Annotated in this window: 6 protein-coding genes; all 6 read right to left on the bottom strand. The window is 68.4% G+C overall.

Annotation, left to right across the window (positions count from 1 at the left end):
* Nucleotides 1–42 precede the first annotated feature (42 nt).
* Nucleotides 43–9,465: a non-ribosomal peptide synthetase gene (locus tag C9F11_RS35150; RefSeq protein WP_138963346.1), complete on the bottom strand. Its 9,423-nt coding sequence runs from the start codon at nucleotides 9,463–9,465 to the stop codon at nucleotides 43–45.
* Nucleotides 9,462–11,525, bottom strand: coding sequence for an ABC transporter ATP-binding protein (locus tag C9F11_RS35145; RefSeq protein ID WP_249402009.1), 2,064 nt, complete (start codon nucleotides 11,523–11,525; stop codon nucleotides 9,462–9,464). The genes C9F11_RS35150 and C9F11_RS35145 overlap by 4 nt, the downstream gene beginning before the upstream one ends.
* Nucleotides 11,526–12,185: 660 nt before the next feature.
* The gene (locus tag C9F11_RS35140) at nucleotides 12,186–12,863 is read right to left on the bottom strand and encodes a hypothetical protein (protein WP_138963344.1); all 678 of its coding nucleotides are present in this window, start codon (nucleotides 12,861–12,863) and stop codon (nucleotides 12,186–12,188) included.
* A complete protein-coding gene (gene vanX / locus C9F11_RS35135) occupies nucleotides 12,829–13,437 on the bottom strand; it encodes a D-Ala-D-Ala dipeptidase VanX (protein ID WP_138963342.1) in 609 nt (202 codons plus the stop codon). Before vanX ends, C9F11_RS35140 begins: the two co-directional genes overlap by 35 nt.
* Nucleotides 13,434–14,474, bottom strand: a complete 1,041-nt coding sequence (gene vanA, locus C9F11_RS35130) for a D-alanine--(R)-lactate ligase (protein WP_138963340.1) — start codon at nucleotides 14,472–14,474, stop codon at nucleotides 13,434–13,436. Before vanA ends, vanX begins: the two co-directional genes overlap by 4 nt.
* Nucleotides 14,471–15,451, bottom strand: coding sequence for a D-lactate dehydrogenase VanH (gene vanH, locus C9F11_RS35125; protein WP_249402008.1), 981 nt, complete (start codon nucleotides 15,449–15,451; stop codon nucleotides 14,471–14,473). Before vanH ends, vanA begins: the two co-directional genes overlap by 4 nt.
* Between the last annotated feature and the right edge of the window lie 210 nt (nucleotides 15,452–15,661).

Raw genomic sequence — 15,661 nt, 5'->3', positions numbered from 1 at the left:
GAGAGCCGCGCACAGCGTCTCGTCAGATGAGTAGGGCAGGTCTCACTGGTGGTCGAACTCGGCCTCGAATGCGTCGATCTCCTCCTGGTCCAGGTCGAGGAGGTCGACGCTGGACGGGATCTCCGCGCCCGCACCAGGGTCATCCGTGCCCAGCTCCACGATCGTCGCGATGCCCGCCGGCGTCCGGTGCTCGAACACCTCCCGCGGGCCGAAGACCATGCCGTCACGATGGGCCCGCGCGGCTAGCTGCATCGAGAGAAGCGAATCCCCGCCCAGCTCGAAGAAGCTGTCGTCCGCACCGACCCGCGGCAGCCCGAGCACCTCGGCGAACAGATCACACAGCATCCGTTCGACCTCGGTGACCGGCTCCCTGTCGGAGACGCGTCCGCTGAAGTCAGGCTCCGGCAGCGCCTTGCGGTCGACCTTCCCGTTCGCTGTCACGGGCAGCGCGTCGAGCACCACCACCGCCGCCGGCACCATGTATTCCGGCAACCGGGCCGCCACGCCCTCGCGCACCGCGACGGCGTCCACCGCGGCCTCCCCGGCAGGGGTCACGTACCCCACCAGCCGTTCGCCGGCATGACTGGCGCGGACCACCGCCACCGCCTGCCCCACCGACTCCTGCGCCAGCAGCGCCGCCTCGACTTCACCCGGCTCAATGCGGAAGCCGCGCACCTTCACCTGGTCGTCGACGCGACCGACGAAGACCAACTCCCCTTCCGGGTTCCACCAGACCAGGTCCCCGGTCCGATACATCCGCTCACCCGAGCCGAACGGATCGGCTACGAATCGAGCCGCGGTCAACCCCGCTCGGCCCAGATACCCCCGCGCCACACCCACACCGGCTATGTACAACTCGCCCACCGCACCCGGTGGCACCAACCGCATCCACGCATCCAGGACGAGCGCCCGGGTGTTCGCGGTCGGATAGCCGATCGGCGGAATCTCATCACCGTCCGGAATGTCCCGGCCGATCGTCATGGCGATCGTGGCCTCGGTCGGCCCATAGGTGTTGATCATCCGGCGCCCGGGCGACCACCGGTGCACGAGTTCAGGAGGACACGCCGCCACGCCCAGTACCAGGCACGGCAGTACCCAGTCGGGTGATGCGGGAACGGTGGCCAGCACGGGGGGCGGGATCAGCGCATGGCTGATCTCCCGGCTCGCCAGCACCTCGGCCAGCTCTCCACCGGCCACCACACCCTCGGGCGGAACCACCAGTGCCGCACCGCCACCGACGGCCATGAGCAGTTCCAGCACCGAGACGTCGAAACTCGGCGACGCCAAGGCCAGGACCCGGCTCCGGGTGGTCAGATCCAGCCGCTCGACCAGGCTGCTGGCCAGACTGGCCAAACCGGTGTGGGTGACCACAACGCCCTTGGGTTTTCCGGTGGAGCCGGAGGTGTAGATGAGGTAAGCCGCATTTTCGGGCACTGCCCGCGACCGCACCGGATCGGTGGGGTATCCGCTGACCGCACCCACCACCGACTCGTCCACCACGACCGCCGGTCGCGCGTCGGCGAGGATGTAGTCGATGCGCGCCTGGGGGTAGTTCGCGTCGATGGGCAGCCAGGCGGCCCCGGCTTTGGTGACACCGAGGACGGCGACCACCAGTTCCAGGCAGCGGGGCAACATGATCGCGACCCGGTCCTCGGTTCCGACGCCCTGGTCGATGAGCCAGTGGGCGAACTGGTTGGCGCGGGCGTCGAGCTGGGCGTAGGTCAGCGTCTGGTTCTCGAAGACCGCCGCGGTCGCCTCAGGGGTGGCGGCGACCCTCGCGGCGAACATCTCCGGCAGCGTCTGGGCCGGCACCTCCACCGCGGTGTCATTGCACGCCCGCAGCTGTCGCCGCTCGGCATCGGTCAGGATCGGCACCACGGACAGCGGTACCCGCGGAGCGGCGACGAGGGCTTCGAGCACCTGCGTGAACCGATCCAGTACGGCGTCGGCCTGCGCGGCGGTGACCAGCTCCGGCTGGCGTTCAAGGCGCAGTTGCAGGCCGTCGCCCGGGATGGCCGTCAGTGCCAGGGGATAGTGGGTGGAGTCGGCATCCGTCACACCCCGCACACGCAGCCGATCCGGTTCCGCGCCGGCGACCGCGTCATCGGTCGCAGCGGGCTTGGGGTAGTTCTCGTAGACGAAGAGGGTGTCGAACAGCTGCCCAAGCCCGACGGCCTGCTGGATGTCGGCGAGCCCGAGGTGGTGATGAGCCAGCAGCGCCGTCTGCTCGCTCTGCAGTCGCCGCACCAGCTCGGTGAAGGTGTGCCGCGGCTCCATCCGTACCCGGACCGGGACGGTGTTGATGAAGAGTCCGACCATGGTCTCGATCCCGGAAAGCTCGGCCGAACGCCCGGACACCACCGACCCGAACACCACGTCGTCGCGACCGGTTATCGCCGCGAGGACCACTCCCCACACCGCCTGTAGCAGTGTGCTGACCGTGACGCCGAACTCGCGGGCCCTCGCCACCACAGCCTCGAAGGACGCCTCGTCCAGCGCGCCCCATATCTGTTCGGACATCTGGACCGGCACCGGCCGGTCCGCCGCGAACAGAGTCGGCTCCGGCAAGCCGGCCAGGGCCTCGCGCCATGCGGTGCTCGCAGCGTCTCGATCGGTTCTGCTCAACCAGGCCAGGTACTGCCCGTACGGTGTCACCGGCGCCAGCGCGAGCGGATCCGCTCCGTTGTCGTACAGCTTGAACAATTCATCCAGCAGCAGGTGTATCGACCAGCCGTCGAGCAGGATGTGATGAGAGGTCAGCACCAGTTGGTACTGGTCCGGCCCCACCACGATCACCATGAACCGCAGCAGCGGGGGCCGGGCGAGCTCGAACGGCTTCGCCCGTTCGGCCGCGACCACCATCGCCGCTTCGGCCTGCGGGTCTGCTGATTCCGTCACGTCCACCTGGGTCAGCGGCACCTCCACGGTGCCGGCGATCACCTGGTAGGGGACCCCGGCGGCGCTGTGCCGGAAGCCGGCACGGAGATTGGCGTGCCGGTCCAGCAGCCCGCGCACCGACTTCCGCAGCAGCGGCATGTCCAGCGGGCCGGTCAGGTCCAGCACCGCCTGTGCGGTGTAGACGTCGACGCCCTCGCCTACGAAGCCGGCGTGGAAGGCCAGGCCGTGCTGCAACGGGGAGAGCGGCAACACCTCGGCCAGGCCACCGGCACCCGAGTGTTCGGCATCGAGGGCCTCGATCTCGTGCTGCTCCAGGTCGACGAGAGCGAAGTCGGACGCGGTGTGTCCGCCCGCGGCAGGGTCAGCCGCCTGGCGGGCCAGCCCGGACAGCATGTCCAGCCATTCCTGGCCCAGTCGTTCGATCTCGGCCTCGTCGAGCAGATCGTCCGGCCATTCCAGCGTGAGCGTCAGCTGCGGGCCGTCCGGCAGGTCCTGGACGATCGCGTTGGCGTCCACCGCGTGCGGCAAGTCCGTGCTCGCGTCCATCGAACTGCCGATGTCCCCGGCCAGCTGCCACGCCCGCCCGTCGTTCTGGTCCCCGACAGCGAACCGGCCCAGGTAGTTGAACCCGATCTGAGGCGACGGCAACGCCGCGAGAACCGGTCCGGTCTCACCGTTGAGATAGCGCAGCAACCCGTAGCCGAGCCCATCGCCGGGCACCGCCCGCGCCTGCTCCTTGACCGCCTTCAGCAGGCGCCCGGCCGCCGCACCACCGGTGAGCACATCGGCGAGGTCGATCCCCGCCACATCCAGCCGCACCGGGTGCACGCTGGTGAACCAGCCCACTGTCCTGGACACATCCATCCCGCCGACGGGATGACGGCCATGGCTTTCCACATCCACCGACAGCGCGTCCACGCCGTGCCACCGGGCGACCGCACCGGCCAGCCCGGCCAGCAGGACCTCATGCACCCCGCAGTGGAACACCCCAGGTGCCCGCCCCACCAGCACGGACGTGTCCGCCTTCGGCGCGACCCAGGACCGCGAGCGCACCACACCGACCGCGTCCCGGCCTGTGGTCAGCTCGGGCGCAGCGACCGGTTGATCCTCCTGGCCGACGATGGCCTTCCACGCCGGCAACTCGCCGACCCGCCCCTCGGAGACCGCCCACTCCTCCAGCAGGCCTGCCCACCGCCTGAACGACACCCCTGCGGGTTCCACCACCGGGTCCCGCCCGGCGGCCACCGCCTCGCATGCGGCCTGGAGATCCGGCAGCAGGACCCTCCAGGACACCCCGTCGACGGCCAGGTGATGCACCACCAGCACCACCCGGCCCAGCCGGTCCGGGCCCCTGTCCACCCATACCGCCTGCACCACCACACCCGCAGCGGGGTCAAGCCGCGCCACCGCCTCCCGTGCGGCGTTCTCCACGACCTCATCCAGCGAACGTCCGGCGGCCTCCACGCGTGTGACCAACCCGGCCGGATCCACCGACCCGGGCTCACCCACCACCAGCCGCCCCGGCTCCGCCCGCACTCGCAACATGTCATGGGAATCCACCAGCGCCGCGAGACCGGCCGCCAGCACGTCCTCCGCCAAGTCCGGCGGCGCGCCCACCACCGCCCACTGGGCGAACCCCGGGCCCACGACCCCGTCCCCCAGCATCCGCATGACCGGCGTCCACGCGACGCCACCCACACCGTCGGCCGCGGAGGCATGGTCACTGTGCGGCAGCGGCGATCGGGCCGTCAGCTGCGCGAGCCGCTCCGGCGTCCTGCACTCGAAGACATCCCGCGAGGTGAACGTCAAACCGGCATGCCGCGCCCGCGACGCCAGCTGCATCGAGAGGATCGAGTCCCCGCCCAGTTCGAAGAAGCTGTCGTCCGCACCGACCCGGTCGAGACCGAGCACCTCGGCGAAGAGGCCGCACACCACCCGCTCGGCCTCCGTGACCGGCTCCCGTCCCGCGGTCGCGGCGGCGAAGTCGGGGTCAGGCAGCGCGCCCCGGTCGATCTTCCCGTTCGCCGTCACCGGCAGCGCGTCCAGCGCTATCACCGCCGCAGGCACCATGTGCTGAGGCAGCCGGGAAGCGAGCCCCTCGCGCACCGCGTGCGGATCGATGTCGCTGGGTGAAACGTAGGCCAGCAGTCGGTCCGCGCGGACGGTCACCGCGGCTTGGGAGACCCCTGGGTGGTCGGCCAGAGCGGACTCGATCTCACCGGGTTCGATCCGGAACCCCCGGACCTTGACCTGGTCGTCGGCCCGTCCAGCGAACACCAGCTCGCCCTGGCTCGTCCAGTACGCCAGATCCCCTGTCCGGTACATCCGCTCGCCAGGGGCGAGCGGATCAGCCACGAACCGTTCCGCCGTCAGCCCCGCGCGACCCAGGTAGCCGCGGGCCAACCCGATTCCGGCCACGTACAGCTCACCGACGATCCCCGGCGGCAACGGCAGCAGGAACGCGTCGAGCACATAGCAGCGGCCCCCCGCGATCGGCGTCCCGATCGGGACCACGTCCCGGCCCGCCGCCAACGGCGAACTCATCGCCGCGCACACCGTGGCCTCGGCCGGCCCGTAGGCGTCGATCAGCCGCAGCCCCTCCGACCAGCGGTCCACCAGGCTCGGCGGACAGGCCTCTCCCGCCACCACCACCGTCTGCAACTCGTCCGGCAAGACGTCGACCGTGCCCAGCACCGACGGCGGAACCGTCACGTGCGTGACCTGCCACCGTTCCAGCGCCTCGGTCAACGACACCTGCGGCGGCAGATCCCGCGTCGGCGCCATGACGAGCGTCGCCCCCGACAGCAACGCCATCAGCACCTCGGACACCATGGCGTCGAAGCCCAGCGCCGCGAACTGCAGGACCCGTGAGGACGGCGCCACGCCGAACCGATCGATCTGCGCCGCCGCGAGGTTGCCGAGCCCCGCGTGGGAGACGACGACCCCCTTCGGAGCGCCTGTCGACCCCGACGTGTACATCACGTACGCCGCGTCGCCCGGGCCCGCCTGCGGCAATTCCGCGTCCGAGCGCTCCGTCGGATCGGCCTCGCCGATCACTACCAGTCGATCCGCGAACTCCTCGGGCACGGCCGGCCGTGTCGTTCCGACGCACACCACCGACACCGGATCGGCATCGTCCAGAATCCACTTCACGCGTTCGGCCGGATAGGCCGGGTCCACCGGAACGAACGCGCCGCCCGCCAAGGACACGCCCAGTATCCCGACCAGCCACCACGATGACCGGTCCACCACCACGCCCACCCGGTGCTCCGGCCCGACCCCACGGTTCCGCAGCACCGCGGCCAATCCCACCGCCCGGTCCCACAACTGCTCGAACGACAGCTCACCTTCGGCGTCCACCACCGCCACGTCATTCGGCCGTTCCCTCACCACCCGCCTGACCAAGGCCGGCAAGGACTCCCCCGCCACCAACGCCGGGGCCGGTTCATGCGCCTGGCCCTCGGCCATGCTGATCCGCCCCACCAATCCGGACGGGTCAGCGACCAGCGCGGCGAGCGCGTCGACGAACCACTGGAGAGCCGACTCCGCGACGCTCTCCCGGATCTGCCCGCGCCAGTAGCTGAGCTGGATCCGGAAGTGATCTCCCGGGATGATGCCGAGAGTCAGCGGATAGTGGGTCCCCTCGACCGTGCCCAGATACGTGAATTGGCCCGCGAAATCGCGCGGATAGTTCTCGAACACCAGCAACGTGTCGAAGGTCGCGCCGGCGCCGGCCGACTTCTGGATCTCCGGCAGCCCCAGGTGCTGGTGCGGGATCAGGGCCGCCTGTCGGCGCTGCACCTCGGTGAGCATGTCGATGGCTGATTGCCCGCCGTCAAGAGGCACCCGGACCGGCACCGTGTTCATCATGAGGCCCGGCATCGACTCCACACCCGGGAGCTGCGCGGGACGGCAGGCGACCGTGGCGCCGAAGACCACGTCGGTCCGGCGCAGAAGCCGCGCCAGAACCATCGCCCAGGCACCCTGTACCACCGTGTTCAGCGTCAGGCCGTGGTCGCGGGCCAGCCGCGTCAGCCGGGTGTGGAGATCCGTGGGCAGGTGGACGACGTGGTGGTCGTAGTCCGCCACGGGGGCCGCTGTCGCGACCAGCGCCGGCTCGCCCAGACCGGACAGCTCCGCCCGCCAGGCCGCGCGTGCCGCGTCCTTGTCCTGCCGGTCAAGCCAGGCCAGGTAGTCCCGGTAGGAGGCCGGGCCCGCCCGTTCCGGGAGCTGCCCGCCGGCCGCGTACGCCTCGGCCGCCTCGTTGAGGATGACCGCCACCGACCAGCCGTCGATCAGCGTGTGGTGGATGACGACCAGCAGGCGGTGCCGGTCCTCCTCGATGCGCATCAGCACCAGCCGGGCCAGGGGGGCCTCGGCGAGATCGAACCGATTCTTCTGTTCCCGTACGACCAGGGCGTCGACGGCCGCGTCGACATCGCTGGCACCCGTCAGATCCACCTCCTGCCACGGCAAGGTGACGTGCCGGTGGACGACCTGCACCGCCTTGCCCGACGGGAGCCGATGGAAGCTGGGCCGAAGCTGGGGGTGCCGGGCGAAAATCGCTTCCCACGTGGCCCGCAGCCGGGGTACGTCCAGCGGTCCGCTCAGCTCCACGAGCCAGTGCACCTGGTAGATGTCGCGACCCTGGTCACCGGGGCCCTGATCGTCGAGGGTCGACTGGAAGAGCAACCCCTCCTGAAGCGGTGCCAGCGGCCAGACCTCCTCCGCCTCCGCATGGGTGGTCGCCAGGTCCGCCTCGTCTTCCGCGGTCAGGGCGATCAGCGGCTGGTCGGCGGGGCGATCAGCGGATACGGCACGCGCGACGGCCGCCAGGCGTGCGGGCGTCTGCTCCTCCAGGATCTGGGCGGGTGTCAGCAGCAGGCCCGCTTTGACCGCGCGTGCCGCCATGCGCATCGCGACGATCGAGTCTCCGCCCAACTGGATCAAGCCGTCGTCGACCCCGACTCGTTCCAGGCCGAGCAGCTCGGCGAAGAGATCGCACAGAACACGCTCTGGCTCGGTCACCGGTTCGCGGCCCGTTGCGTTCGCCGCGAACTCGGGCGCGGGCAAAGCCGCTCGGTCCACCTTGCCGTTGGCGGTCAGGGGGAGTGCGTCCAGCACGATGACAGCGGCCGGAATCATGTACTCCGGCAGTTCGGCCCCGAGACGCTCGCGGATGAGATCGGGATCCGCGTCCCTGTCCGCCACCACATAGCCGATCGGGCGCCCGTCGATCGCCACCAGCACGGCGTCGTCGACGCCCGGCTGAGCCGTCAGCGCGGCCTCGATCTCACCGGGCTCGATCCGGTACCCGCGGATCTTCACCTGGTGGTCGACCCGGCCCGCGAACAGCAGCTCACCGTCCGCGGTCCACTGGGCGAGGTCCCCGGTCCGGTACATCCGTCCGCCCGTCACCCGACCGCCACCGTCCTCGGAGGCGCTGTCGGGCGCGTACGGATCCGCCACGAACCGCTCCGCCGTCAGACCCGGCCGGTTCAGATAGCCGTCCGCCAGACCGGCACCGGAGAGGTACAGCTCACCGACCACACCCGGGCCCACGGGCCGCAGCGACTCGTCGAGCACGTGAGCCCTGCGGCCCGGCAGGGACCGCCCGATCGGCAGCGTCGGGCCCATCTCGTCACCTGGCTCGAGCACGTGCCACGTCGCCCACACAGTCGCTTCGGTCGGGCCGTACAGGTGCCGGATCCGCGCTCGGGGGCAGGCCTCCCGCACCCTGTGCACCGCGTGCGCGGGCACCAGGTCACCACCGGTCTGCACCTCACGGAGCCCCGCGAAGGACTCCGGCGACTCCTCCGCCACTGCGCGGAAGTTCCCGGCGGTCAGATACGCCCGCGTCAACCCGGCCGCGACCAACTCCCGCAGGCGCTGGGCGTCCACCGGCCCCGGCCCCGCGATCACCACACGGGCGCCCCACGCCAGCGGCACCCAGATCTCGAACATGGACGCGTCGAACGCGTACGGCGCGTGCATGAGGACCGCGTCGGCGGGCTCCATCGCCCAGCCGGGGCTCTCCACCAGCTCCACCAGGCTCCGGTGCGGGACGGCCACCCCCTTCGGGGCGCCCGTCGAGCCGGAGGTGTACATCACGTAGGCCAGGTCGCCCGGGTGCACCGTGATCGCCGCCGCGTCGCACGCGCCTTCGTCCGTGGCGGCGTCCACCTCGATCGACTCGACCCCGTCCGGTACGCCGCCGCGCGCCGCGGCCGAACACACCATCAAGGACACCTTGGCATCCGCCACCATGAACGCCACCCGCCTCGCTGGGTAGGCGGCGTCCACCGGGACGTACACGGCCCCCGCCTTCCATAGGGCGAGCGTCGCCACGAGCAGGTCGGGCGAGCGGTCCATCATGACCGCGACGCGGTCGCCGCGGCGGACGCCCCAAGTGATCAGGCGCCCGGCCAGCCGACCCGCTCGCTCATCGAGTTGCCGATACGTCAGAACCTGGTCACCGGCTACGACGGCCACCGCGTCGGGCGTCCGGTCGACATGCGAGGCGAACAGCTCCAACACCGTCGGTGTGGCTTGCGCTGTGGAATTCATCGTTCTCCTTCACGGACCACCTGATGCACCGACCGGAGTGCCATGTCCGGCCCGAGCCCGGTGCCGATGTCGGCGGGCTCGGTGCCGTTGTCTCCCGGCTTGACGAACTGCGTGTGATAGAGCTCGGCGTAGAGGCCGCCCTCGGCCAGCAACTCCTCGTGCGTCCCGCGCTCGCGGACCCGTCCGCCGTCGATCACGAGAATCTGGTCGGCCTCGCGGATCGTGGACAGCCGGTGGGCGATCACCAGCGAGGTACGGCTGCGCAGGGCGGTCTTGAGTGCCCGCTGGACGGCGGCCTCCGACTCGGAGTCCAGATGCGCGGTGGCTTCGTCAAGGACGACGACCGAGGGCGCCTTCAACAGCAGCCGGGCGATGGCCAGTCGTTGCTTCTCCCCGCCCGACATGCGGTAGCCGCGGTCGCCCGAGACGGTGTCGAGCCCACTGGGGAGGGACTCGATCAGATCCCAGATCTGGGCCCCTTTGCACGCCTCGATCAGCTCGTCCTCGGTGGCGTCCGGGCGAGCGTAGAGAAGGTTCTCCCGGATCGTGTCGTGGAAGAGGTAGGTGTCCTGGCTGACCACCCCTACCGTTTCGCGGAGCGAGTCGAAGGTGAGGTCCCGCAGGTCGTGTCCGCCGACGCGGACCGTCCCTGAGTTCGAGTCGTACAGCCGGGACACCAGGTGGGTGATGGTGCTCTTCCCCGCGCCGGACGGGCCGACGAGCGCGGTGAGGGTGCCGGCCCGCACGTGAAAGCTCACGTCGCGCAGGACGTCCGGCGTCACCTTCCCGCGCTCGTGATCGGACCGCAGATGCTCCAGAGAGGCCAGTGAGACCTCGTCCGCGGTGGGATAGCGGAACGACACGTTCTCGAACTGGACGTCCGGCGTCACGTTCTTCGTGAGCGCGACCGCGTCGGGGCGTTCCTGGATCAGCGGCTTCAGATCGAGCAGTTCGAAGACCCGGGAGAAGCTCACCACGACGGTCTGCGCGACCTGCTGCATCCCGGACAGCTGGGTGATCGGCCCGAACAGCCGCTGAAGCAGGGTGGCGATGGCGATCAGCGTGCCGAGCTGGAAGGCCTCGTCGAGTACGAGTCCGCCACCGATCCCGTAGACGATCGCCGTGGCGAGCGAGGCCATCAGCGTCATCATCACGAAGGCCATCCGGCCCCAGACGGACAGGTTCACACCGATCTTGCGGATCCTGTCGGCACGATCCGTGAGTTCGGCCATCTCCTCGTCCGGACGGCCGAAGAGCTTGGAGAGCATCGCCCCCTGCACGTTGAACCGCTCCTGAAGCCGTCCGCCGAGGCCGGTGTTCTCGTCCATCTGCTGTCCGGTGCGCCGCTGTATCACTCGCCCCACGTGGACCCAGGGCACGATGAACATCGGAACCAGCGCCAGCGTGATGAGCCCGACGAGCCACGACAGGTAGAACAGCTCGGCCAGCACCACCACGACCACGACCGCACTGGTGGCTGCCATCAGCAGGCCGCTGAACTGCTGCTGAGCCATGATCAGTTCGGTGTGCAGCCGACCGACCAGCACCCCCGTCTGGGTGCGCGTGAAGAACGCGAGCGGCAGCCGCCGGACGTGGTCGAGCGCCTGGACCCGGAGGTCGTAGGTGATCACCTGTCCGATCCGCCCGGAGATGTAGGCGGACACCAGCGACAACCCCGCGCCAAGGACGGCGAGGCCGGCGGCCAGGCATGCCATCAAGATCACGACCCCGCGGTCGTTCTTGACGATGCCGTTGTCGACCAGCTCCCTCAGCAGCAAGGGAGTCGCGGCGACGGTAAGCGCCTCCATCGTGGCGACTACACCGAAGAGCGCCACTGTGCGGATGTGCGGGCGGAAGTAGGCGAGCACGCGGCGCACCGCCCCCGGGTGGACCGTGGTCTGCCAGGGATCGGGATCGTCATCGCTCTTCCTCACCCCCTGGTAGCGCAACACCATTTCCACGCAGGTGCCCCTCTCACACGACTCACGAAGCCAGCGGAGCCCAATCGTGCTGAATCGCATCGATGTCCACGAGTGAGTCCAACTGAACACTTCTGTCACTTGGACGCATCTGCCGGCGTCTGCGCCGCGCGGCTGCCGCGGCACGGCTGACCGCCACGGTCACCCTCCCGAGCTGGGCCTCGTCGGCTTGCCGCCGCATGGCGCAGAGGGCAAGGAGCAGCCCCGGGATTCTTGCTCGATCGTCTCTGGGGCCGCGGGCGGCGCGAGGTACACCGGAATCCGGGCCGGAAGGTCCGCATCCGGATGGAAGGGCCCGCGGGCACTGGCCGTCGGCTCGCCGAGCCGTTTCAGCCGGGCGCCGCGCGTCTACGACCCGCCCAGGTGAGGGTGGGCCTTGGCCGAGCGATCGTCAAGAGCGTCACCGGGCACACGACGGAGCTCTCGCCCGCAGCCCGGGGGCCTGTGAGCGGGCTCTACGTCGTGCGGCGACTGCCTGCCGCGGTACGCGGCGACTGCCCGCCGCTCGGTGATCGTGATCGCACGCCTCGGCGACGGCCGTGACGCGGTAACGGGATGGGTTCACGCCGAAGCCGCGGGCTGGACTGAGCATGTGGTCCAGGCCGCGGACCGCGTCGAAGGCGGTGGTCTCCGTCGAGGATTCCTTCCCGACGCAACGCGTCGGGAAGGTTCATCGTGGGCTGTGTGCACCCCGCCGAGTGGCCGCCGGTGGCGACGCGCGCGGGGCCGGTTCGCCTGGCCTCACGCTCCCGCGCTGACCAGGATTCCTCGTCCTGCGTAGAACCGCTCGAAGACGCGCATGGGCAGCGACGCGGATTCCGCGTTGTGCGAGTAGCCCGACGGGTTATGGAACCGTACGATCCCGCCGCGGACCGCATGAATCAGCACGAGGTGCCCTCCCCGGCGCGGTTCGTGGGTTCTCGGGTCGCGAATCTCAGGAGACACCGAAGCGATCAGGACCTGCCCGGGGTGCACCGTTCGGGCGGACGCTTGAAGCGGTGTCCGCTCGACCAGTTGGCATGTGAAGCCGAATTGTGAGCTGACCCAGGTCATAAATGGTCGGTATATCAGCCCTTGGACCTTGCCCTGGGGTTCCACCACGTAGCAACCCCGGTCGAGGGCCTGCGCGAGGAGTTCGCGCATCGGCAGTCGGACATCCGTCCAGCCATGGAGCAAGGACTGCAGGCAGGCCAAGCCACAGATTTTGCGGGACCAGAACAGGTACTCCTCGCGCGAGTGGTATCCGTCGGAGGCCCAGTCGTGCAGTTGCGACGGATCGGTGCGCCTCAAAAAGACGTCGACACCCGATGGCGCGGCACGCTGGATGACGACCTCGTCGTTCCGGTCCAGGCTTCCCCACTGAGATACGTAAGGGAGGCTTCTGTCATGTGATGGGAAAGTCGAAATAGACATCTGCATACGGCTCGCTTTCCAGCGTGTAGTGCCACCACTCGCTGTCGTAGCGAGCAAATCCGCAGTCCTCCATGATGGAGCAGAGGTACTCGCGGTTTTCCGCTTCGATGGGCTCTATGTCCTCTGCTCCATGATGCGAGATCGAGTCCATGAGGTCGTGTCCACCGCCCATGCAGGCATGTTCTCCGGTGGCAAGGTTGTAGAGCGTCAAGTCGACGGAACTGCCGCGGCTGTGGCCCGACTTGGCGGCCACATATCCCTTGTCGAAAAGCTCGGACCTCTCAATGTTGGGGTAGTGGCGCTGCTTTGTCCGACCGTCCTCCGGCTGTTCTGACCAGCGCCGGAAGCAGTCGACGGCGCGTTGCGGACGGTATCCGTCCCAGACAAGCAAGCCGAAGCCACGGGACGCGGCTTTTTCCTGCGCTCGCCCCAGGGCTGCGCACAAGGCTTTGGTGCCGACTATCCGATTCACCAGGTATCCGTCTACCGGCTGCCCGGTGAAGTTGTCCCGGGTGGCGTACTTGGCGTCCCAGCGGATGCCGGGCACCAGCTCGTCCAGGTACACGAAGTCACCGTTCATCGCCTTTTCCGGTCCAGTGTCAGTGACACGAGTCGATCGAGGACGTCGGAGAGCGGCATCCCCGCGGCAGCCATCATCCGGGGGTAGCGGCTGTAGGAGGTCATGCCGGGAAAGGTGTTGACTTCGTTGAGTACCACCTGGCCGTCGTCCTGGAGGAACATGTCCACGCGGGCAAGCCCTTGGCAGCCGAGTGTGCGGTAGATGTTCTTGGCGCTCTCTTGGACGAGTTGACGCGCTTCTTCGGAGATGTCGGCGGGAACGATGAACGTCGAGTTGTCCGAACCGGTCTCGGGTGAGGCCTCCTGGTGGATCCTGAAGAATCCGTGCGAGAGAGCTACACGGTCCACCTCGCCCGCGATCAGGGCGGAGGGGTCCCCCAGGATCGCGCAGCCGATCTCGCTGCCGGTCACAGCCTCTTCGATCAGGACCTTCGAGTCGTACTGTCGTGCGGCGTCCAGCGCGCCTGGCAGGTCCTCCGCGCCGGCAACCTTGCTGACGCCGAAAGACGAGCCCGAACGGGCCGGCTTCACGAAGACGGGGTAAGGAAGCTGGTCGGCGTCGACCTTCTCGTTCTCCGTGACCACCCAGAAGTTCGGCGTGGCGATGCCTGCGCTCTTGGCGACGGTGTAGGTCAGGGATTTGTCCATGCAGATGGCAGAGCTCTGGATATCGCAGCCGACATAGGGAACGCCAGAGAGTTCCAACAGGCCCTGGATCGCACCGTCTTCGCCGAGTGTGCCGTGCAGAACGGGCAGCACGAGGTCCAGGCGGATCACTTCGAAACGTTCCTGTTCCAGGACGAGCAATCCGTGGACGCTCGGGTCGGGGGACAGCATGACCGGACGAGCGTCTGCGTTCTCCCAGTCTGCGCCAGGGGAGTCACAGAGCTGCCAGGCACCGGTCTCCGTTATGCCGATCCAGTACGGTTCGTATTTGTCGGCGTCGAGGTTCTTTGCGACCTCTTGGGCGGACTTGACGGAGACGGGGTGTTCTTCGGAAGAGCCCCCGAAGATGATTCCGATCCTCAGCTTGTTCATGCTTTCCTGCTTTCAAAGTCGAGGCAGTTGATGAGACTGTTCCTGATGGTGTCGCTCAGTGCGTGGTCGGTGTAATACGCCGTGTGCGGGCTGATCAGCACGTTCGGCAGCTCCTGCAGGCGCAACAGCGAGCGATTCCCGATGGACTTGTTCCGGCAGTCGGTGTAGAAGATTCCTTCCTCACCGTCGAGGACGTCCAACGCCGCGCCGCCGAGCCTGCCGCCCTCCAATGCCCAAAGAAGAGCTTCGGTATCGATGAGTGGCCCGCGTCCCGTGTTGACGATGAACGCGCCGAGTTTCATCTTCCCGATACGTCGGCGATCGATGAGATGGCGGGTATCCGCGGTGAGCGGGGTGTGGAGCGTGACGATGTCGCTGTGCCGAAGCAGCTCGTCGATCGGCACGTAATCGGCGGAGGCCTTGGGGCGATTGTCGTAGGCCAACACGTGGCAGCCGAAGCCGCGCAGCCGGTCGATGACCGCTGTGCCGATACGCCCTGTGCCGACCACTCCGACAGTCAAGTCGCGCAGCTCTTTGCCACGTATCTCACTCAGTCGGTAGTCATGAGCATCGGTGCGACGGATGGTGGCCTTCGCGTGACGCACGGCCATGAGCATCAGCATGAGCGTGTAGTCGGCAACACTGTCGGGAGAATAAGCCACGTTCCCGACGGAGATACCCACGCTTTCCGCATGGCGCACGTCGATGTGGTTGTATCCGACGCTTCGTGTGGAGAGATACTCCACACCGGCGCGGCTCAGTGCGCTGAGCGTGGCACGCGTGACTCGCGTCTTGTGGCCGATGCTGATGCATCGGTTCCCGACTGCCAGGTCGATATTGGCCTCAGATACCGCTGCCTTCGTGATGGTTGGCACCACGCCGAAGCGAGGCGCTATTTCTCGGAAGAGAAGGGCCTCATCCTGATCGCACCCATAGACTGTGATTCCCGTTGTCGAGACAGTCCGTGAGGTCGCCACCGGCGCTCGGGTGCGGCACGTCGTCGCTCGTGTCGGTCCGCTGGAACTCATGCCTAACAGTCAAGAGGACCTGGTGTTGCCAGCGCGTATGCGTTTTTTGATATGCCGACGATATGTTGCCGACCACTGCAAGCTCAGGTCGATGCTCGACTCGATCTGCAAGGGCGAGTCCCCAGCACGTAGCGGATGCCGACGAGGCGAATGCGCAGG

Origin of the sequence: Streptomyces sp. YIM 121038, from assembly GCF_006088715.1 — a bacterium.
Taxonomy (GTDB): Bacteria; Actinomycetota; Actinomycetes; order Streptomycetales; family Streptomycetaceae; genus Streptomyces.
This window is presented reverse-complemented; position numbering and strand designations above follow the sequence as displayed.